A 20,926-nucleotide genomic window follows, 5' to 3' on the forward strand; every position below is an offset into this window, starting at 1 on the left:
TCCTCACTTTTCCTTGTTAGTAAATCGGGATTCGACCGCACGGGCATGCGCTTCTAGACCCTCTAGGCGAGCAAAAGCCGCAATTTTATCCACATTCTCTTTTAAAGCCTGTTCACTGTACATAATCACACTGGACTTTTTCACAAATTCGTCCACAGACAATCCACTGGAAAAGCGGGCAGTCCCATTAGTAGGTAACACATGATTCGGCCCGGCAAAATAATCCCCAACAGGTTCTGAACTGTATCTTCCCAGGAAAATAGCTCCAGCATGCTTGATATACGGCAGAAGGTTCATTGCCTCAGCTGTCATGACTTCCAAGTGCTCCGGCGCCAGTTCATTGACCACACGGAGTGCCTCTTTCATCGTGTCTGTTACAAAAATAGTGCCATATGCTTCAATGGAAGCCCGAGCTATTGCTTCACGCGGCAGGCTTGAAAGCTGTTCTTCTACTTCCTTTGCGACCTGTTCCGCAAGTGATGCCGAAGTGGTCACAAGAACACTTGAAGCAAGTTCATCATGTTCTGCTTGGGATAATAAGTCCGCGGCAATCTCGTCAGCGTGTGCCGTTTCATCAGCCAATACGACAATTTCACTAGGTCCGGCAATGCTATCGATATCCACAAGTCCATAGACTTCTTTTTTCGCAAGTGCCACAAAAATGTTACCTGGTCCCACAATTTTATCCACAGCCTGAATGGTTTCCGTTCCATAAGCAAGAGCCGCAACAGCCTGTGCTCCACCAACTTTATAGATCTCATCCACACCTAGAATATCCGCTGCCACGAGCACCCCTGCAGGCAATGTCCCATCTGCAGAAGGAGGACTCACCATCGCAATGCGCTCCACCCCCGCCACTTGTGCCGGAATAACATTCATCAATACAGAAGATGGATAAGCCGCTTTTCCACCGGGTACATAGACACCTACCGCATCAAGTGCTGTCACCTGTTGACCGAGAATGGTCCCGTCTGGTTTTGTGGATAACCACGACTGCTTGACCTGTTTTTGATGAAAATCGCGGATGTTTTCTGCTGCATTGTGGATAATGTTGATAACTTGTGGAGAAAGTTGTTGATAAGCTGCTTGGATTTCTTCTTTTGTTACTTTTAATGTGGATAGCTTCGCACCATCCCATTTTTCAGTGTAGGAAAACAAGGCTTGATCTCCTTGTACCTTGACCGTTTGCAGAATCTGAAGGACAGCAACGCGTTGTTCTTCTGTTCCTTGGTCGATCGAACGACGGAGGGATACCGATTCACTCACTTTTTTTATCTTCATCATTTTTTACACCTCTCCAACTACCTCTGCTAATCTATCCACAAGTTCATCTATCTGCTTGTCTTTTAACCGGTAACTCACAGGATTAACAATCAATCGGGATGTGATATCCACAATTCGCTCAAACTCTACTAATCCGTTCTCTTTAAGCGTTCGTCCTGTGGATACGATATCCACAATCCGGTCGGACAACCCGATCAACGGGGCTAATTCGATCGACCCGTTCAGTTTGACGATTTCTACCTGCTCCCCTTGCTCGCGGTAGTAGCTTGAAGCAATACCCGGATACTTGGTCGCAATTTTTGGTGCCACATCTTTCATTTCCGTTCCGGGTAAGCCCGCCACCGCCAAGTAGCAGTCACTTATCTTGAGATCAAGCACTTCATAGACATCCCGCTCTTCTTCAAGCATCACGTCCTTGCCGGCAATTCCGACATCGGCCACACCATGCTCCACATATGTAGTCACATCCATCGGTTTAGCTAAAATAAAGCGCATGTTTTCATCCGGTACATCAATAATCAGCTTTCTGGAATTCTCCAAATCGGGAGGAATGTTATATCCCGCTTGAACAAGCAATTGAGCCGCCTCTTCAAAAATCCTCCCTTTTGGCATCGCAATTGTCAGTACGCTCATGCTTCGCTCTCCTTTCTAGCTTTTCCAAGAAAAAAGGTTACTTCGCTGAAGGACGCGGTGCATGCATCCACATTTTCCACCCCTGCAATGTCTTGGACGATTACTTTTTCTCCTGCTTCTCTCTTAGAAGTGGCAAATGCAATCGCCTCTTCTCTTCTTTCTTGGCTGAACAGAACTCCATGTATCTTCACTTCTGCCTTTTTCACGCCTTTTGCTTCTAAAAGACGGTCTAAATGAATTCCGAAACCTGTTGCCGACTTCTCACGGTTGAATTTTTGGAACAACTTATCATATCTCCCGCCATTTCCGATTGGAAAGCCGATGTTGCCTGCATACGCTTCAAACACAATCCCTGTGTAATAACTCATATGACTGACAATATTCAAATCAAGTTTCACAAACTCTGCTACACCATATGCTTCAAGCATCGTCCACAGTTGCTCAAGCTCTTTGACCGCTTTTTTTCCTGCATCTCCATCCAGCACTTCTTTTGCAAGCTCAATGTTGGAGGAATCTCCTCTTAGCGTTAATAAGCTTAAAAGGCGTTTTTTATCGATGGAAGATAAGGGCAAATTTTTCACATGCTCCCGGTACCCTACATAATTTTTTTCATATAAGTATCTTCTTAACGTTGCCGCGCGTTCTTCATTACCTACTATGTCGAGGAAAATCTCCTGTAAAAATCCGATATGACCGATCGCGACCGTGAACGTTGATAATCCTGTGTTTTTGAGTAGTGCTACAAGCAAGGCAATCATCTCGGCATCGGCACTGATGGAACGGTCACCAATGCACTCAACACCTATTTGCTCAAACTCTGCCGGTCGACCCGCTTCATTCTGTTGGGCACGGAAAACATTAGCTGAGTAAGCAAGTCGCTGCGGATAGCCTTCATTTAAAAGTCTGGAAGCTGCCACCCTAGCAATCGGTGCTGTCATGTCCGGTCTTAACACTAGCGTATGCCCCTGCTGATCGAGCAGCTTGAACAGTTGCTGGTCCAGAATGGCCGATGCTTCGCCTACGGTTTCGTAGTATTCAAGTGTCGGGGTTTCCATAAACTGATAGCCCCATTGACTGATCTCTGCTGTCATCGTGTTTTTGACGTTCTGTTTTGCTTCATATAAGGAAGGAAGCGTGTCCCGCATTCCTAGTGGTTTTTCGAACATGAATAGTTTTGAGTTTGACATGTGGATACCCACCTTTTAAAATAATCTGAAATCCTTTAGTTCACTAATATGGTAACATACTAACAAAATGAAGCTTTTTGGTCAAGTGTTAACGGTCCGGGTTGTGCCTTACTCTATTTTGGGTAAAAAAAGGCACTTTATCCTTGGAGACAAAGTGCTTGTTATGTAGAAGATTGTGATTGAATTATTGGTGAAGACCTCGCTGGATCAATATTGACGCTTGCCAGGTCTTCATAACGGCTATGAGGACTTCTCTCGCTCAATATTCATGCTAGACATGTCTTCATAATGCCCATGAAGACTTCTCTCGCTCAAAATTTATGCTAGACATGTCTTCATAACGGCTATGAAGACTCCTCTGGCTCAATATTCATGCTAGACATGTCTTCATAACGGCTATGAAGACTTCTCTCGCTCAAAATTTATGCTAGACATGTCTTCATAACGGCTATGAAGACTCCTCTGGCTCAAAATTCATGCTAGACATGTCTTCATAACGGCTATGAAGACTTCCCTCGCTCAATATTCATGCTAGACACGTCTTCATAACGGCTATGAAGACTCCTCTGGCTCAAAAATTGCGCCTGACATGTCTTCATACGCTAGCTGAGCTTCTTCCCAACTCGCCAGCCAACTAAAACCTCATCCGCTCCTGCATTTCCTCTTTGGTATAGATGACGCGCATGGGGTTGCCCCCGACGAAGGCACCTTCTGGGACGTCTTTATGTACGAGTGTTCCGGCGGAGATGATGGCGCCGTCGCCGATCACCACGCCGGGAAGGATGGTGGTGTTGGCGCCAATCATAACTTCGCTGCCGATTTCCACATCGCCAAGGCGGTATTCCTTGACTAGGTATTCGTGGGCAAGGATGGTGGTATTATAGCCAATTACTGTGTTGCGGCCGACGCTTATTTTTTCCGGAAACATGACATCAAGCATGACCATTAAGGCGAAAGAGGTCTGCTCGCCTACTTTCATGCGTAAGAAGGTACGGTAAAGCCAGTTTTTCATTCCGAGAAACGGTGTGTACCTGGCAATCTGAATGACGGCGAAATTTTTCACCACTTTTAAAAAAGGGACGGTTTTGTAGACGTGCCATAGAGAATTTGCGCCCTCCACCGGGTAACGGGTCGTCCGTCTACTCACCCTCTGTCACTCCCACTATTGGCAGCAGGTCTTGCATACGTATCAGGGTGTAATCCGGTTCGAAGGATTGAAGGTATTCCACTCCTTTGATTGTCCAGCTCACTGCAGCCGTTTTCGTTCCGGCATTTTTTCCGGCTAAAATATCATGAAAGTTGTCGCCGACCATGATTGCCTCATCAGGCGTTGAACCAAGCTGTTGCAGGGCAAGATGGATTGGTTCTGGATCTGGTTTGGCATTGGTAACATCATCAAGGCAGACTACCACATCAAAGAACTGGTCAAGACCTGTTAACTTAAGGCCCATCACCACTGTTTGACGCATTTTTGTCGTCACGATGCCAAGCTTTAGACCTTTTTCATGAAGAAGCTTCACTGTTTCTACTACTCCTTCGAACTCTGTTACGTAATCGTCATGTTTGGCCATATTGAAGGCACGGTAATGTGCAACCATTTCGTCCACTTTCGATTCATCCATTTTCACGAACGTATCGTATAAAGGCGGACCGAGGAAAGTCAGTACGTCTTCACGTCCATATTGCTCCGGATAATAATGATCTAAAGTGTGAAGGAACGACTCGATAATCAGGTCGTTCGTATCTATTAACGTTCCATCTAAATCAAAAAGCACGGTATTAATGGTCATAAGAGGCTTCCTTTCTTTTTGCAAGTTCTAGCCGTTTCCAAATGAAAGCGACGGCTATCGTAAGGAGAATGGCTGTTGTAACACGGATGGCAAGCAGCGGCCATACAGGGATGCCGAGCGGAATGAAAATCAATGTATCCTCCACCACCGCATGACAGGCAACGAGAAAAATAAAGGCAAGAGTCAAATCTTTCTTACTTACATTATCCTCTTTTACGGCCTGAATCATAACTCCTGCTCCATAGGCAAGGCCGATCACTAGACCTGCCGCCATTGTTGTCGACGTATTCTCTTTCATTCCGAGCACACGAGTGAATGGCCCCATCCATTTAGAAAATACAGCCAACCAGCCAAGCTCTTTCATGTATTGCACGAGGATCATAAGTGGAATGACGATAATCGCAAGCTGTAAAATTCCCATCAAACCTCGCTGGGTGGCATCGAGAATAATAGGAAAAAAGCCAGTTACAACCTCTTCGGATTTAGCGACCATCCCATACTGGGCAAGCTCGCCTCCACCCTTCCAAACCAGGTTGATGATAATTCCTGCTGAAAAAGCAAGGCCTAGTCGCACCGCTAAAATCACCCATATTTTCAACCCTACTTTTGCCGCGACGGTTGATTCTACTAAAAGATTATGGGAGAAAGAGAGCATCACCGCTAAAATAAAGACCTCTTTTACAGTTAGGTCCAAGGTGAGGATGGCACCGATTCCAGCATAAAGATTTAGGAAATTCCCAATCACAAGCGGAATTGCTGCTTCACCTGACAGGCCGAAAATCCCCATGATCGGCGCAATAGCGTTGATCAGGTACTGCAAGACTGGTGTATGTTGAAGGATGCCGACAAGGAGGGTAACTGGGAAAATGACTTTCCCCAGTGTCCACGTCGTCCCGAGCCCCACCATCAGCCCGCGTTTAAATGTTTGCATCATGAAGCTCCTCCCCCTTTGAAGTAGCCGCTCCATTTTTTATCTGTTGGAGGCTTTGCTTATTTAGTCGCTTCAGGCGTATTTTTCTTTGAATCCATATAACGTTCTTTATTTTCCGGATCTAAATATCGTCTATTGGCCATGCCAAGTACACGACGCACAATGATAAGTGCGATGGCAAGGACAATCAGACCAATGGAGATAACTTGTGCAATTCTTAAAGATTCGGTCAGCATCAAGCTGTCCGTACGCATTCCTTCAATGAAGTAGCGTCCGATGGAATACCAAATCACGTAACTTAAGAAGAGTTCCCCACGTCTTAGGTTTACTTTTCTCAGTAGTAGAAGCAATCCGACTCCAACAAAATTCCAGATGGACTCATAAAGGAACGTTGGGTGATAATAGGTACCGTTAATGTACATTTGGTTGATGATGAAATCCGGCAGGTTAAGTCCTTCCAAGAACGCTCTCGTTACTTCTCCACCATGCGCTTCTTGGTTCATGAAATTTCCCCAGCGTCCAATTGCCTGACCAAGAAGGATACTTGGTGCACCGATATCGGCAAGCTTCCAGAATGAAATGCCTCGTATTCTTGCAAAAATAACCCCAGTGGTAATGGCTCCAATCAGTCCCCCATGGATTGCCAGTCCACCTTCCCATATTTTTAAAATATCACCTGGATTTTGTGAATAATGATCCCACTGAAACGCTACATAATATAGCCTTGCACATAAAATTGCGATCGGAATGGCAAACAAGACAAGATCTACAAATACATCTTTGTTTAGCCCCCGTCTTTCGGACTCCCTTGTGGCCAGCCATAAACCAAGCAGGGCTCCTGTTCCAATGATTGCCCCATACCAGTAAACCGTTATCGGCCAACTGATCATGACTGGATTTAACGGCTCAATGTTTCCTAACAACATATTCCCCACACTCCATTATTTTTTAAATGTCTTCATGCTCGCTTTCATTATTAATGACACCTGACAGACGGTTGGAGAACTGTTCGGCAGCATTCATGCCCATTCTCTTCAAGCGGAAATTCATCGCGGCCACTTCAATGATAACAGCCAAGTTTCGCCCAGGACGAACAGGAACCGTCAAGCGTGTGACTTCAGAATCAATAATTTTCATCTTTTCTTCATCCAACCCAACGCGGTCGTACTGCTTGTTTTTATCCCAGAGCTCAAGGTTAATGACAAGCGTGATACGTTTGTAGCTACGTACAGCTCCTGCTCCGAAAAGGGTCATGACGTTGATGATACCTAGTCCCCTGATTTCAAGCAGATGTTCAATCAGTTCAGGAGAGTTCCCGATAAGTGTATCCGTATCTTCCTGTCTGATTTCAACACAATCATCCGCCACAAGACGGTGTCCTCTTTTTACAAGCTCAAGCGCCGTCTCACTTTTACCAACGCCGCTTTTCCCAGTGATCAGCACGCCAACTCCATAGATGTCGACAAGCACACCATGTACAGCTGTTGTCGGTGCAAGCTTTCCTTCTAAATAGTTGGTCAAATGGGAGGACAATCTCGTCGTTTTCATCGGGGAGCGCATTAGTGGCACACTTTCGTACTCTGCGGCTTCCACAAGCTCAGGCGGAACCTCCATGTCCCTTGAAACAATGATTCCCGGAGTGATGTCCGTACAGAGCTGACTCATACGCTCTCTTTTCTCCTTTGGCGTAAGCCTTTCAAAAAAAGACAGCTCCGTTTTTCCAAGCAACTGGATTCGCTCTGCCGGATAGTAGGTAAAATAACCTGCCATCTCTATACCAGGTCGGGAAATATCACTTGTCGCGATCGGACGGTTCACGCCCTCTTCCCCACCAATCAATTCAAAATTAAACTTCTCAATCAGATCCTTTGTCCGAACCTTTGGCACAGCCAAAACCTCCTTAAGTATGGAAACACCCTGATGCTGTATTTCAAAATGAGTGTCATGCTTCCTATGTAAAAACAACCTTTTCTCATTTTAGCACTATTTGACTTTTTTATTAAGTGTGAGGTTTGGGGGAGGATGATTTACTAGGAGTTTGTACTATCATAGCTGTTGATTGGAGCAAAAGGCGAAGACTCCAGCGGGGGAAGAAGCGACATTGTTGAGACCGCGCAACGAAGTGAGGAGGCTCAAGGTCGCCCCGCGGAAAGCGAAGCCGTTTGCGGAAATCAACAGCGGTTTCAAACGGAATCAAAAAACGCGAACCTTTGAGAAATCAGGTTCGCGTTTCTTGTTAATTCTTTTTTTGCAAAGGCTCGACAATCGCCTTCTGGATTAGCAAATTTAATATAGATATAACAATCGCTGCCAATATGGCCGTTCCAAACCCATCAATATTGAAGGCATCTCCCATCAAGAAAGCAGTCAACATTAGCGTGATGGCATTGATGACAAACAAGAACAACCCAAGACTAAGCAACGTGACAGGCAATGTCAAAATAACCAAAATCGGTTTTACTATCGTATTCAACACTGCCAAAATTAAACTTGCAATGATCGCCGCTCCGACACCACTCAGCTGGAACGAGTCAAAATAGCCTGCGACCACGATTAATATCAATGCATTAACGAGAATACTGATTGCCCATCTCATCAGCGTATCTCTGTTTCTTCATTAGGGAGTAGAAATGTTAAAACAAAGTACGTCACAATCAAAGGCATTACTCCTGTCGGGAATAAAAGGATGACAAAAATAACACGCAACAGATTGGAGTCTACTCCTAAATATTTCCCTAAGCCTCCAAGCACACCCGCAAGCTTGCGGTCGTTCTTGGAACGGATAAGACGTTTCATATTACTTCACCTCATATGGTTTAATTAAAATGGAACCTGTATTAGTTTCCGCAAAGATGTATGTGAGCGGAGCATCTTCTTTTTTCGCCTTAAAATGAAGCGACTTTTGTACCACTTCATTTTTCTCCTCCACAATATCCATCCCCGGAACCTCGCATGTAAAGCTTCCAAGATTCGTTTTTAACTCTGCCTCAACTGCATTAACAGTTGGAATGAACAGGTCCACACTGCCTGTTTTTGTTTTTGCCATAATGGAACGTGCAGCAGATCCAGTCAATTCACCAACCACATTTCCATTAAAGCTTTGAACATCCAGTTTTTCGATATCTCCGCGAACTTTCAACATGCCGTTGATTGTTTCTGCTTCGATTTCTTTCGCGTCGCAATCTGTCAATTGTATATGACCATTTGCCGTTTCCGCTTCAATGTAGTCGCTTTTTAGGTTCTCCCAAGTCAACGAGCCATTCGCCGACTTCATTTTCATCGACTTTACATGTAAACCTTCCCCTGATATCGGTCCATTAAACATGCGGATATTCAAGCTGTCGTATTTTTCTTCTGGAACATAAACCGTAGCATTCACTTTTATATGCTTCTTTTGGACAGAAAAACGTAGTTTCCCAGCTTCAATGGAAAATAGTACTTCACTCAAGAAAGCCTTGCGCGCGTCATCTTGTGAGTTCTCTTCATAAACCTTCGCCTCACACTCTATCTTCACATCATTCTCTTTCCAAGGAACCACCTTAACTGCGCCATTCGCCACATCAAGGTCGATATGCTGCAAATGCACATCTGATTGCTGGAAAATATGTTGAATGGAGATAGAAGGTCCAAAGTTGAAATCCAAATCCAAGTCTTTAATCTTCTGCAGCGCACTACCAACAAAATCTAAGATGTTATTTTTGAAGGAGGACGCCTGTTTGCTGTAAGAATCAAATTTGGATTTATCAAAAGAGCTTGATCCGCTCGACGATGAACCTGCCGAGCCGGAACCATGTATAAAATTGGCATTGGAAAATACCTTTGAAGACAGTGCCTTAAAGATATTGTCTTCTGCTTCCTGAGAACCTTTCGCGTCCTTCGTAAGCTCAGAAACAATTTCATCCTGCCGCAAATTCTTCTCTTCACTATTCTTCTCCAAACTCTCCAATAAAATAATCGCCTCTTCCGCCGTCAGCTTCCCTTCCTCCACCAACTTCAAAATACGCTTACGCTCTTCCATACATAACATCCTCCCTTTATAGCCTATGAATTCATCTATACTACCTCTACGACCGAACACACCCAAAAGTTTCACTTTCCACTTATACTTTTATTGTTGCATAAAAATTTCGAAAAGGGGTCAGACCCCGGCAGGATTTTTTTAAACCATGTCGTACGCCTCAAGTCTTATTTGTTTGTTGTGTTTTGGGATTCAATTTGGTTTCTTTGAGTCTCCTTCTCTCCTAATGGTATAATGGTGCTAGTTTCTGGGTATAGATTGTGTGGAAGGAGTGAAATGAATATGGATTTTATTATGGATCATTTGTTGACTATCATTATTGTGCTGGTCGTTTTATTTGTGGTTATTCCTTTCTTGAAAAGCATTTTATCTAAACTGGTTTTGATTGGACTGATACTTGCCGGTTTGATTTTCTTTGGCGTACTGGGTCCCGATTTCACTGAGTCTTCTTCTAATTATGTGGAAAACACCATTCGTCCTGTTGTAACGAATGAAATAGATAAAGCAGACTTTCACTATGATGAAGCGTCAAAAGAGTACAAGATTCAAAGTGCCTCTTTTCACCTGATAGGAAAACTAAACGAAAACACTGGCGAAATTCGTTTCAAGGATAAAACCTATGAGATGGATGTTCGATTCTTACAAGATATTATTAAAAAGAAAGTTCAAGAACAAGAGACAAACCAATAGAAACACAAAAAAGAAGGATGGTTGCCGAATTGGCGTAACCGTCCTTCTTTTTACTCTATACCTCAAAACTATCCTTTGCTGACCGCTTCAACCTTCTTTACTTTCTGATTCATTCGATCACGGTCACGGAGTAAAACTGGTCGAAGATATTGCCCCGTATAAGAAGCTTCTATTTCAATAACTTCTTCAGGTGTACCAGTCGCAATGATGCTGCCGCCTTTGTCTCCACCTTCAGGACCAAGGTCGACCATGTAATCCACTGCTTTAATAACATCTAAGTTATGTTCAATAACCAGTACGGTATCCCCATTCTCTACTAATCGTTGTAGAACTTTCAACAATCTCGAGATGTCATCCACATGTAAGCCAGTTGTCGGTTCATCCAAGATATAAAGGGAACGACCTGTAGATCTACGATGCAATTCTGATGCAAGTTTGACACGTTGCGCTTCTCCACCAGATAAAGTGGTCGCAGGCTGACCAAGCGTAATATAACCTAAGCCCACATCATATATAGTCTGCAGCTTCCGCTTGATTTTTGGAATGTTTTCAAAGAAGCTCACCGCATCCTCAACGGTCATCTTCAAAATATCATCTATATTCTTTCCTTTATACTGTACTTCAAGCGTTTCACGGTTATAACGTTTCCCATGACACACTTCACATGGCACATACACATCAGGAAGGAAATGCATTTCGATTTTAATAATTCCGTCCCCTCGACACGCCTCACAGCGTCCGCCTTTCACATTGAACGAAAAACGACCTTTCTTATAACCACGAACTTTTGCTTCATTGGTAGATGCAAATACGTCACGGATATCATCAAATACTCCGGTATATGTCGCAGGGTTCGAACGTGGCGTTCTTCCAATCGGGGACTGATCGATATCAATTACTTTATCAAGATGGTCAATCCCTCGGATCTCTTTATGCAGTCCAGGTTTGGTTTTCGCATTATGCAAACGTTGGGCAAGAGCCTTATGCAAAATTTCGTTGATCAACGTACTTTTCCCTGATCCTGACACCCCTGTAACAGCCACAAAACAGCCAAGCGGAATTTTTACATCCACATTACTCAAGTTATTTTCGTTCGCACCGATGACTTCAATGAAACGGTCCTTGACGACTTTTCTTTCTGTCGGGAGTGGAATGAATTTCTTACCTGAGAGATATTGACCTGTCAAGGAGCTCTCATCGTTCATCACTTCCTCAGGTGTACCAGCTGAAATGACCTGACCTCCATGCACACCCGCTCCAGGTCCGATATCAAGCAAGTAGTCCGCTGCCATCATGGTATCTTCATCATGCTCCACGACAATTAACGTGTTGCCGATATCGCGCATGTTTTTGAGCGTCTGAATGAGTCGGTCATTATCGCGCTGATGAAGTCCGATAGATGGCTCATCGAGAATATACAGAACTCCTGTCAATCTGGAGCCGATTTGGGTGGCAAGACGAATCCGTTGCGCCTCTCCACCTGAAAGCGTCCCGGCAGAACGACTCATCGTCAAATAATCAAGCCCGACATTATTCAAGAAACCTAGACGTTCCTCAATCTCACGAAGAATCATATGGGCAATCTTTTTTTCTTTCTCCGTCAGCTCAAGGCTATCAAAGAAGTCCAATGCTTCGACAATGGAAAAGTTAGTCACATTTCCGATATGCCTATTGTTGATAAGCACCGATAAGCTTTCTAACTTCAAACGGTTCCCCTTACAAGCAGGACATGGTTGCTGCGCCATATACTTTTCCATCTGTTCACGGATGTAATCCGAGCTTGTCTCCTTGTAGCGTCTTTCCACATTGGGGATAACTCCTTCAAAGATGATGTAGCTTTCCCGCACTTGTCCAAAGTCGTTTTCATAGCGGAAGTAAATTTCTTCTTTCCCACTGCCATAAAGGACTTTATCCAAAAGATTCTTGGGGATATCTTTCACAGGTACATCCATGTCAATGCCAAAGTGATTACAAACCGCTTGCAGCATTTGTGGATAATATTGTGAACTTGTCGGCTCCCAAGGTGCAAGGGCGTGCTCTTTGAGGCTGAGGTTCTTGTTCGGCATCACCAAATCAATGTCCACTTCCAGTTTCGTACCCAGCCCATCACACTTTTGACAAGCCCCATAAGGACTGTTGAAAGAGAACATTCTTGGTTCTAGTTCACCTATGGAGAATCCACATTGTGGACAAGCATGATGCTCGCTGAAGAGAAGTTCCTCTTCTCCAATTACGTCCACAATTACTTTCCCTTCCCCAAGTCTAAGAGCAGATTCCAATGAATCGGACAGACGGGTTTCCACGCCTTCTTTTACCACAATGCGGTCTATCACTACTTCGATGGAATGCTTTTTGTTCTTTTCTAACTCAATATCGTCGGAGATTTCCATCATTTCACCGTTCACACGCACACGCACATATCCTTGCTTTTTTATATCCTCAAGTGTTTTCACATGCGTTCCTTTGCGGCCTTGGATCACCGGCGCAAGAATTTGAAGTTTGGTCCGTTCCGGGTACTCCATGATCCGGTCTACCATTTGTTCAATGGTTTGAGAGGAAATCTCAATACCATGCTTCGGACATGTCGGTCTGCCTACCCGTGCGAAAAGAAGACGTAGATAATCGTAGATTTCTGTTACCGTTCCAACAGTAGAACGAGGATTTCGGCTTGTCGTCTTCTGGTCGATGGAGATGGCAGGTGAGAGTCCTTCAATCGCATCCACATCCGGTTTGTCCATCTGCCCAAGGAATTGGCGCGCATAGGCAGAAAGGGACTCCACATATCGGCGCTGACCTTCCGCATAGATGGTGTCAAAGGCAAGAGAGGATTTCCCCGATCCTGACAGCCCTGTTAACACCACTAATTTATCGCGGGGAATTGTTACATCTATGTTTTTTAAGTTATGGGCTCTGGCCCCTTTTACCACTATTTTATCCATTGCCATCCTTATGTCATCCTTCCGCTTTGAGCTCCAAGATGAGGTCACGAAGCTCGGCTGCACGTTCGAAATCGAGCGCTTTTGCAGCATCTTTCATTTCCTGCTCCATGCTTTCTATGAGCTTTTCTCTTTCTTTCTTGTTTTTCGGTCTTAGTGACGGTGCTTTGCCATCGTAATTGCCATCTTCCTCAGCTACAAATGTCGCGCGGATAAGTTCCGGAACTTTTTTCTTGATGGTTGTCGGCGTTATGCCATGCTCCAAGTTATATGCCTCTTGTATTTCTCGGCGACGCTTTGTTTCAGATATTGCAATATCCATAGACTTCGTTATTTTATCTGCGTACATAATGACTTTACCATTTGAGTTACGCGCTGCTCGTCCGATGGTCTGAATCAAGGATCGTTCGGAACGGAGAAAACCTTCTTTGTCCGCATCTAAAATGGTGACAAGCGACACTTCCGGAATATCGAGACCTTCCCTCAATAGGTTGATCCCGATCAGAACATCATGTTTTCCCATTCTTAATTCTCTAATGATTTCAATCCGATCAAGCGTCTTGATTTCAGAATGCAAGTACGCAACTTTAATACCTAGCTCTTTTAAGTATGCTGTAAGATCTTCAGACATCTTCTTCGTCAAGGTGGTGACAAGGACCCTTTCATCCTTTTCCACACGTTTATGAATTTCACCAATAAGATCATCAATCTGGCCTTTTATCGGACGAACTTCAATAATCGGATCAAGCAGTCCGGTCGGTCGGATGATTTGTTCGACCATTTTTGGTGTATGCTCAAGCTCGTATGGTCCTGGTGTGGCCGAAACATAGACAAGCTGGGCTGTTTTCTTTTCAAACTCCTCAAACCTTAATGGACGGTTATCCTTTGCTGACGGCAGGCGGAAACCATGGTCTACTAGAACTTGTTTTCGCGCCTGGTCCCCATTGAACATCCCTCTGATTTGCGGAAGCGTAACGTGGGACTCGTCAATGACCAATAGAAAATCTTCCGGAAAGAAGTCCATCAGTGTGTATGGCGTTGAGCCCGCAGGACGAAGTGTCAAGTGACGGGAGTAGTTCTCGATTCCAGAACAAAAGCCCATCTCCGCCATCATTTCCAGGTCATATCGGGTTCGCTGCTCCAGTCGCTGAGCTTCTAGAAGTTTTCCTGCTTCGCGAAGTTCTTCCAGTCTCTCCTCTAGTTCTGCCTGAATATTGACGATGGCCTTTTTCATCTTCTCTTCGCGGGTTACGAAGTGGGATGCAGGGAATATGGAAACATGGTTACGATCTCCAAGAATCTCCCCTGTTAGTGCATCCACTTCTCGTATGCGGTCGATTTCGTCTCCGAAAAATTCCACACGAATACAATGTTCGTCACGGGATGCTGGGAAAATCTCCACTACATCACCACGAACCCGGAATGTTCCGCGCTTGAAGTCAATATCATTCCTGCTGTATTGGATGTCTACTAAGTCGCGTAGCAAGACATTCCGTTCTTTTTCCATTCCCGTTCTTAAGCTGACGACAAGATCACGGTATTCTTCCGGTGACCCCAATCCATAAATACATGACACACTGGCAATGATGATTACGTCGTTCCGCTCGAAAAGCGAAGCCGTTGCCGAGTGGCGAAGCTTATCAATTTCGTCATTAATGCTTGCGTCTTTTTCTATGAAAGTATCGGTGGAAGGTACATACGCTTCCGGTTGATAGTAGTCATAATAACTAACAAAATATTCAACTGCATTGTTAGGGAAGAACTCCTTAAACTCACTATATAATTGCCCTGCCAACGTTTTGTTGTGGGCGATGATTAATGTTGGTTTATTTACTGCCTGAATCACATTGGAGACAGTAAACGTTTTACCGGTACCAGTAGCACCAAGGAGTGTCTGATGCTTTTTCCCGTTTTTAAGGCCTTCCACAATCTCCGCGATCGCGGTCGGCTGATCTCCATCCGGCTTATATCCAGAAACTAACTCAAATTGTTCCATCCACAAAAAGCCTCCATTTCCGTTCATCTAACCTATACCAATATTCTACCACATTACATGCCCAAAACAACAAAAATACGAACTGATATTCGCTTTTTTATATAAATAGCCTTTTTTCTCTATACCCGAGTCTGTTGCGTTTTAAGAGTGTTTTCTATATTCTTATCATTATCATGTATTAGGAATCGGAAACTGGTTTTGAGGAGATTTATGATGAAAAAGTTTTTTATCAGGAAGAATTATAGAAAATTGTTCTGCATAGGTTGGATTATTGTGTTAATAACAGGCTGTTCATTCAACGATATTCCCGAAGAAACGCTAGACTTTCCTTATCTAGATGAACGTGCATTGGAAAATCCCGGGGTAGAACTAACCTACAGTGAAGTGGATGGCGAGTATGTGCATGATTTTATAAAAGATAATAAAGATAAAGCCATTAGGTGGACTGCAACGGTGACACGTGTAGAAAACAACTCAACGTACGAGCTGCAGGAACCGCTTCTACCAGCAATCCTCGTTACTTTTGCAGACGAATTAAATCATACACCAGAAGTTGGGGACGTACTGACATTCGAAGGCGTTCTTACCGGATACGGAGAGACATTTGGCAAAGACCCGCTTTGGGTAGTAAGGCCCGCCAGCCTCAAGTCGACGACCACTGAAGAGCAAGAAGAATTGGCCAACTATCAACAATCCGCACAAAAGGCAAAAGAGGGAGCAGACATTCCGTAATTCGGAAATGCCGCTCCCTCTTTTTCTATTTGAATTTCCCTACCATGCGCTTTGAATACAAAAATCCGAACACTAGAGAAAGGACGTCCACTAAAATAACATACCATTCATTCCCATGTCCTTTAAAAATGGAAACTAAAATGAGGGCTGCCGCCAAACCTGTACCCACGTAAAGGTTATAGGTCACTCTTGTGAAAAGGACTACGAGCAGCGCAGGGATAATCAACGCTAAAACCAGCTTTACTAACAATCTGAAAACCTCTTTTCTATCTCATCCGAAAATCTTCTATTGTTAGTATAACATTCATTCCACTTCCACAGCTATCTCTGTCACGCTTCTCAATTTCTTCTGTTTATTAGCCAACTGAATTTTATTTACAAATGTAACGAGGGACTGCGTGTCTTTATCATTTTCTATTAAAAACTCTACCAAGTATGTATATCTTCTCTTTTTTACATTTGCCTGCACACCAAGGATCTTGGCTTTAAACTCAAGCAATTGGTTAGCCACCTTGAACTTCAAGCCTAATAGCACTTTACTATTTTCCGGAATCTCCACACGACTAATAAAACGCAATTTTTCCATATTAAGCTCTTCCATGTATACTTTCGTACTGCCTGTCGTCACTTCACGGCCATTCACCTGTAAAATCGTCATCCCACCAACTACGTAATGTCTTGTTCTATATAAACCTAGCCACAGTAACTTATCGTCTTGATCCCCCACAAAATTGCCCCCTAATCCCGTGCTTTTGGTTATTATATCGGCAATTTCTATAGAGTTTTTAATCTTTTATCCAATGATTAAAGCTACATGCAAAAAAAACTCAACACCCTATAAGGAATGTTGAGCTGTCTTTTACTTAGTCCTCTTCCGCCATAATATCAATCAGGCCGATTTTCGGATTTTTATCTTGGAACCAGCGTAACGAGAAGTCGTTATCAAACAAGGCAACATACTGGTCGTTGCGGTCTTTCACCAAAATGTTACGCGAATCAAACAACGAAGTATCCACGTCTTGGCTTTCCAACCAACGAGGAATTTTCGAGCCGATCATGTTGTAGACAACTTCCACGTTGTACTCGCCTTTCATGCGGTACTCAAATACGTCCAATTGAAGCTGACCAACCGCTCCAAGAATGTAGGCTTCTGTACCGTATTGACGGAACAACTGGATGGCACCTTCCTGCACAAGCTGGGTGATACCTTTTCCAAACTGCTTCCCTTTCATGACGTTTTTCGCTTCTACTTTTACGAAAAGTTCAGGAGCAAACGTCGGGATCTCATCGAATTCAACTTTTTGATTGCCACCGCTGAACAGAGAGTCACCAATCTGATACACACCCGGATCATAAATACCGATGATGTCACCAGGGTACGCATGATCTACCGTTTCACGGTCAGATGCCAGGAACTGTTGAGACTGCGTCAATTTAATGGATTTACCTGTTCTGCTTACCGTAACCGTCATTCCACGCTCGAATACACCCGAGCAGATACGCAAGAAGGCAAGACGGTCGCGGTGAGCAGGATTCATGTTCGCCTGGATTTTGAAGATAAACCCGGAGAACTCTCCAGATTTAGGCTCAACCGTACCCTCTTCTGTCTGACGCGGCTGCGGCTCACTAGCTAAATCCAAGAACGTACGGAAAAACATTTCCACTCCGAAGTTGGAGATCGCACTTCCGAAGAATACCGGCGTCTGCAATCCATTTTTCACTTTGTTGATGTCAAAGTCATTTCCGGCCTCTTCCAACAGTTCAAAGTCTTCTTTTGCTTGGATAAAAGTTGGGTGAGTAGAGATTTCCTCCACTGCATCCAGTTCCTTGAACGGAATGCGATCTTCTTCGTCTTTTCCTTGATATCGGATGAACACTTCATTGTAACGGTCGTAAACACCCAAGAAGCGTTTTCCCATTCCAACCGGCCAGTTCATCGCATAAGATTCGATTCCAAGCACTTCTTCAATCTCTTCCAAAAGCGCCAATGGCTCTTTACCTTCACGGTCCAATTTGTTGATGAACGTGAAAATCGGAATACCACGCATACGACAAACTTTGAAAAGCTTGATAGTCTGCGGCTCGACCCCTTTTGTACAGTCGATGATCATCACGGCACTGTCCACGGCAGTCAATGTACGATACGTATCTTCACTGAAATCTTCGTGTCCTGGCGTATCCAAAATATTGATATGCCTATCCATGTATTCAAAACTCATAACACTCGACGTTACGGAGATTCCACGTTTCTTTTCAATCTCCATCCAGTCAGATGTTGCAAATTTTCCAGACTTCTTCCCTTTTACCGTACCTGCAGAACGAATAACGTTACCGAATAAAAGCAGTTTCTCCGTCAAGGTCGTTTTCCCGGCATCCGGGTGGGATATAATCGCAAAGGTTCTGCGGCGATCTATCTCTTTATTTAAAAGTTCATTTTTCACAGTTTCCGTACCTACCTCTCAAAAATTACACAATAGTGCTATTATAACAGAAATCAGCGCGAGAAAAATATAGCAATCCAACGAAAACCTATTTCCATTATTCCTATTCTCGGTTATACTCTTTGTAAATATATGTTAGGAGTGATCATTTTGGCAAAAAGTAAGGCAAAAAAGCTTCGTGACAAGCAAGTCCGCGAAGGCAAGCGCAACCCAGAGAATGGACGCGGCATCTATGCCCTTGCAAATCTTACAACCAAAACAACCAAGACGAAAAAAGAAAAACTGAATCAGCTGTACAAAAAAGAACGACAATCTCGCTATGGTGGTGACCGGGAGAATGTCGTTCTTTATTTATTTTCTGAAAAAAAGTGGATGAAGGAATTTCATTCAATGTTGTTTCCAGTTGATTGCAGTGGAAGGTGCGCAGACGCCCGCGGGAGGAAGGGACAGGTGAGACCCCGCAACGAAGGAGGCCACTGAAAAACTATAATTATTTTTGAATGAAAAACATTCAGAAATGAGATTCACAAAAAAAGGGGCAACTTTTTCTCCGAAAAGGATAAAAAGTTGCCCTATAAACGTTGTACTTTACTATTTTTCATTTATTAGTTTTAGTATTCTCTTTAGGTTGACAGCGAATATCGCTGTGGCACCTTGTACCTCCATACCTAATAGACCCGCGGAGGAGGCTGTATCATACCCGTGTCTATGCTTTAGTTCACTGTTTTTCGCTTCAATCTTATATCTGGATTTCGCCTTTTCTTTAAAACCTTCGGTATTTTGAAATTCCTCCTGCTCTTTATGTTCTGTTGATTTTATAGTAATAGAGTATGTTCTACTTTTTGCACCTTCTGTATAACAACCTTCTTTGAAAGGACAGACCTTACACTTTTCGATATCAAAGTAATAGGTTTCACGTCGGTTTTTCGCCACATTTTTCTTGCCTTGTCGTCTTAACTTAAATGCCAGGTGTCCCGCCCTACATACATACATGCCTGCATCCTTATTAAACTCAAATTCATCCTCTTTTGTACGAGTCCCTTGAATAACAGGATTTAATTTAGAGATGAGTGCTATATTATTCTCTTTTGTGTAGGAGATATTATTTTTTTCTGAGTAAGCGGTATCTCCAATGGCTGTATCAACTTCCATCCCAGCTTTTACGGTTTTCTCAATTAATTCAGGAAGGTATTTCCCATCACTTTTTTCACCTGTTGTAATAACTGCAGCTGTAATAATACGTTCTTCACTTATTGCGATATGAGTTTTAAATCCGAAAAAAGAGGAGTCAGCAGTTTTATGTCCCTTGCGAGCATCTGGATCATTGGAATAACTTATTTGTTCTGTGTAATCTTCCACAACTTCTTTCAGTATATTTAACTTCTCCCTAACTGCTGGTATAGAAGCAACTTGCGGGATTTCATCTACCGTATCAATCACTTTACGGCAATAAGCTAATTCCTCTTCGACATCATTAGATGTCGTCTTCTGTGGTAACTTTGATTTTAACGATTCGTCTATCTGGTAAATAGCTCTTCTCACATTTTTTGATTTTTCTTGTAGAAATTCAGTCGCGGACTTTTGATTGTATCGAGCTTTTGAATGGGTGGCATCTATTATTATGGTATTGGTTTTTATGATTCCTTTTTCTAATGCAATCTCAACTGTCTTCTCTATAAGCATATCTAATAATCCCACGTCTTTAAGACGGAGCTTTCGAAATTTCGTTAATGAACTTGAATCAATGACACGATCTTCTGGAGCCATCTCGAGAAAATACTTAAATGACATATCGTATTGGGATCGATCAACAACATCAACATCTGACAAATCATAAATAGATTTTAACAACAAGTATTTGAACATACGAATAGGCGGGATAGCGTTACGACCATTATCCAAACAGTATTTTGTTTTTAGTTCATCAAGAATAAAAGAGAAATCTACTAGTTCATTTATTTGACGAAGCATATTATTTTTGGGGACTACGATATCATATATCGCTGAGAATGGGCTAAGGTTAAAGGACTCTTGATTAGAAATCATTTGGATACCACCTAAAACTTTTTATAAAAATATTATAAAACAAAAAAGCAGAAGAAAGTTGTAATTTAAACATTCTTCTGCTTAATTAAGTACGAATTGTACATTCAATTTTTATCTTTTGAATGGAGCAAATGGCGTAGACTCCAGCGGGGGAAGAAGCGACATTGTTGAGACCCCGCAACGAAGTGAGAAGGCTCAAGGTCGCCCCGCGGAAAGCGAAGCCATTTGCGGAAATCAAAAGC

20 protein-coding genes are annotated in these 20,926 nt (G+C 43.3%); 3 read left to right on the forward strand and 17 right to left on the reverse strand.

Annotation, left to right across the window (positions count from 1 at the left end):
• Positions 1-3: 3 nt before the first annotated feature.
• The 11 genes from hisD to B4U37_RS19045 form a co-directional block, all read right to left on the reverse strand.
• Complete coding sequence (hisD, locus tag B4U37_RS18995) at positions 4-1,281, reverse strand: histidinol dehydrogenase (protein ID WP_198317122.1); 1,278 nt, start codon at positions 1,279-1,281, stop codon at positions 4-6.
• A 6-nt stretch (positions 1,282-1,287) separates the two neighbouring features.
• Positions 1,288-1,917, reverse strand: coding sequence for an ATP phosphoribosyltransferase (hisG, locus tag B4U37_RS22290; protein WP_010196879.1), 630 nt, complete (start codon positions 1,915-1,917; stop codon positions 1,288-1,290).
• Positions 1,914-3,104, reverse strand: a complete 1,191-nt coding sequence (locus B4U37_RS19000) for an ATP phosphoribosyltransferase regulatory subunit (RefSeq protein WP_088019491.1) — start codon at positions 3,102-3,104, stop codon at positions 1,914-1,916. The genes hisG and B4U37_RS19000 overlap by 4 nt, the downstream gene beginning before the upstream one ends.
• Positions 3,105-3,738: 634 nt before the next feature.
• Entirely contained in the window at positions 3,739-4,251 is a 513-nt protein-coding gene (locus tag B4U37_RS19005) for an acyltransferase (protein WP_088019492.1), read from the reverse strand.
• The gene (gene ppaX / locus B4U37_RS19010) at positions 4,244-4,894 is read right to left on the reverse strand and encodes a pyrophosphatase PpaX (protein WP_088019493.1); all 651 of its coding nucleotides are present in this window, start codon (positions 4,892-4,894) and stop codon (positions 4,244-4,246) included. The genes B4U37_RS19005 and ppaX overlap by 8 nt, the downstream gene beginning before the upstream one ends.
• Positions 4,884-5,828, reverse strand: a complete 945-nt coding sequence (locus B4U37_RS19015) for a nucleoside recognition domain-containing protein (protein WP_088019494.1) — start codon at positions 5,826-5,828, stop codon at positions 4,884-4,886. The genes ppaX and B4U37_RS19015 overlap by 11 nt, the downstream gene beginning before the upstream one ends.
• A 56-nt stretch (positions 5,829-5,884) precedes the next feature.
• On the reverse strand, positions 5,885-6,751 hold the full coding sequence (gene lgt, locus B4U37_RS19020) for a prolipoprotein diacylglyceryl transferase (protein ID WP_157663837.1): 867 nt from the start codon (positions 6,749-6,751) through the stop codon (positions 5,885-5,887).
• A gap of 22 nt (positions 6,752-6,773) precedes the next feature.
• Positions 6,774-7,712 (reverse strand): HPr(Ser) kinase/phosphatase, encoded by a 939-nt coding sequence (gene hprK / locus B4U37_RS19025; RefSeq protein ID WP_088019495.1) that lies wholly within the window; start codon positions 7,710-7,712, stop codon positions 6,774-6,776.
• Between the two features lie 349 nt (positions 7,713-8,061).
• Positions 8,062-8,424 carry a phage holin family protein gene (locus B4U37_RS19035; protein WP_187441979.1) on the reverse strand — a complete coding sequence of 121 codons (363 nt, stop codon included), beginning with the start codon at positions 8,422-8,424 and terminating at the stop codon, positions 8,062-8,064.
• Positions 8,421-8,621, reverse strand: coding sequence for a PspC domain-containing protein (locus tag B4U37_RS19040; RefSeq protein ID WP_088019498.1), 201 nt, complete (start codon positions 8,619-8,621; stop codon positions 8,421-8,423). Before B4U37_RS19040 ends, B4U37_RS19035 begins: the two co-directional genes overlap by 4 nt.
• Before the next feature lies 1 nt (position 8,622).
• The gene (locus B4U37_RS19045; RefSeq protein WP_088019499.1) at positions 8,623-9,843 is read right to left on the reverse strand and encodes a DUF4097 family beta strand repeat-containing protein; all 1,221 of its coding nucleotides are present in this window, start codon (positions 9,841-9,843) and stop codon (positions 8,623-8,625) included.
• Positions 9,844-10,125: 282 nt separating this feature from the next.
• Between B4U37_RS19045 and B4U37_RS19050 the strand changes: the two genes are divergently transcribed.
• Positions 10,126-10,533 (forward strand): hypothetical protein, encoded by a 408-nt coding sequence (locus B4U37_RS19050; protein ID WP_088019500.1) that lies wholly within the window; start codon positions 10,126-10,128, stop codon positions 10,531-10,533.
• A 68-nt stretch (positions 10,534-10,601) separates the two neighbouring features.
• On the opposite strand, the gene uvrA is transcribed toward B4U37_RS19050, so the two are convergent.
• A complete protein-coding gene (uvrA, locus tag B4U37_RS19055; RefSeq protein ID WP_088019501.1) occupies positions 10,602-13,478 on the reverse strand; it encodes an excinuclease ABC subunit UvrA in 2,877 nt (958 codons plus the stop codon).
• A 7-nt stretch (positions 13,479-13,485) separates the two neighbouring features.
• Positions 13,486-15,465, reverse strand: a complete 1,980-nt coding sequence (uvrB, locus tag B4U37_RS19060) for an excinuclease ABC subunit UvrB (RefSeq protein WP_088019502.1) — start codon at positions 15,463-15,465, stop codon at positions 13,486-13,488.
• A 210-nt stretch (positions 15,466-15,675) separates the two neighbouring features.
• On the opposite strand from uvrB, the gene B4U37_RS19065 reads away from it, so the two are divergent.
• Entirely contained in the window at positions 15,676-16,197 is a 522-nt protein-coding gene (locus B4U37_RS19065; protein ID WP_157663838.1) for a hypothetical protein, read from the forward strand.
• A gap of 25 nt (positions 16,198-16,222) precedes the next feature.
• Here the strand turns inward: B4U37_RS19065 and B4U37_RS19070 are convergent, their stop codons facing one another.
• The 3 genes from B4U37_RS19070 to B4U37_RS19080 all read right to left on the reverse strand — a co-directional run bounded on the left by B4U37_RS19070 (position 16,223) and on the right by B4U37_RS19080 (position 18,638).
• Complete coding sequence (locus B4U37_RS19070) at positions 16,223-16,447, reverse strand: DUF2198 family protein (RefSeq protein WP_088019504.1); 225 nt, start codon at positions 16,445-16,447, stop codon at positions 16,223-16,225.
• A gap of 54 nt (positions 16,448-16,501) precedes the next feature.
• Positions 16,502-16,924, reverse strand: a complete 423-nt coding sequence (locus tag B4U37_RS19075) for a hypothetical protein (protein WP_088019505.1) — start codon at positions 16,922-16,924, stop codon at positions 16,502-16,504.
• 136 nt (positions 16,925-17,060) lie between these two features.
• A complete protein-coding gene (locus B4U37_RS19080) occupies positions 17,061-18,638 on the reverse strand; it encodes a peptide chain release factor 3 (RefSeq protein ID WP_088019506.1) in 1,578 nt (525 codons plus the stop codon).
• A 150-nt stretch (positions 18,639-18,788) separates the two neighbouring features.
• Here B4U37_RS19080 and B4U37_RS22480 point away from each other — a divergent pair, with 150 nt between their 5' ends.
• On the forward strand, positions 18,789-19,118 hold the full coding sequence (locus tag B4U37_RS22480) for a hypothetical protein (protein ID WP_245840109.1): 330 nt from the start codon (positions 18,789-18,791) through the stop codon (positions 19,116-19,118).
• Positions 19,119-19,229: 111 nt separating this feature from the next.
• Here B4U37_RS22480 and B4U37_RS19090 read toward each other — a convergent pair whose 3' ends face one another.
• Complete coding sequence (locus B4U37_RS19090; RefSeq protein WP_088018488.1) at positions 19,230-20,684, reverse strand: IS1182 family transposase; 1,455 nt, start codon at positions 20,682-20,684, stop codon at positions 19,230-19,232.
• Between the last annotated feature and the right edge of the window lie 242 nt (positions 20,685-20,926).

The organism is Sutcliffiella horikoshii (assembly GCF_002157855.1).
GTDB lineage: Bacteria > Bacillota > Bacilli > Bacillales > Bacillaceae_I > Sutcliffiella_A > Sutcliffiella_A horikoshii_C.

Bases quoted from the DNA above. Each gene is read 5' to 3' on its own strand.
- B4U37_RS19050 (WP_088019500.1), top strand. From the start codon at position 10,126: ATGGATTTTATTATGGATCATTTGTTGACTATCATTATTGTGCTGGTC.
- hisD (WP_198317122.1), bottom strand. From the start codon at position 1,281: ATGAAGATAAAAAAAGTGAGTGAATCGGTATCCCTCCGTCGTTCGATC.
- B4U37_RS19040 (WP_088019498.1), bottom strand. From the start codon at position 8,621: ATGAAACGTCTTATCCGTTCCAAGAACGACCGCAAGCTTGCGGGTGTG.
- B4U37_RS19015 (WP_088019494.1), bottom strand. From the start codon at position 5,828: ATGATGCAAACATTTAAACGCGGGCTGATGGTGGGGCTCGGGACGACG.
- B4U37_RS19000 (WP_088019491.1), bottom strand. From the start codon at position 3,104: ATGTCAAACTCAAAACTATTCATGTTCGAAAAACCACTAGGAATGCGG.
- B4U37_RS19065 (WP_157663838.1), top strand. From the start codon at position 15,676: ATGATGAAAAAGTTTTTTATCAGGAAGAATTATAGAAAATTGTTCTGC.
- ppaX (WP_088019493.1), bottom strand. From the start codon at position 4,894: ATGACCATTAATACCGTGCTTTTTGATTTAGATGGAACGTTAATAGAT.
- B4U37_RS19090 (WP_088018488.1), bottom strand. From the start codon at position 20,684: ATGATTTCTAATCAAGAGTCCTTTAACCTTAGCCCATTCTCAGCGATA.
- uvrA (WP_088019501.1), bottom strand. From the start codon at position 13,478: ATGGCAATGGATAAAATAGTGGTAAAAGGGGCCAGAGCCCATAACTTA.
- lgt (WP_157663837.1), bottom strand. From the start codon at position 6,751: ATGTTGTTAGGAAACATTGAGCCGTTAAATCCAGTCATGATCAGTTGG.
- B4U37_RS19045 (WP_088019499.1), bottom strand. From the start codon at position 9,843: ATGGAAGAGCGTAAGCGTATTTTGAAGTTGGTGGAGGAAGGGAAGCTG.
- uvrB (WP_088019502.1), bottom strand. From the start codon at position 15,465: ATGGAACAATTTGAGTTAGTTTCTGGATATAAGCCGGATGGAGATCAG.
- hisG (WP_010196879.1), bottom strand. From the start codon at position 1,917: ATGAGCGTACTGACAATTGCGATGCCAAAAGGGAGGATTTTTGAAGAG.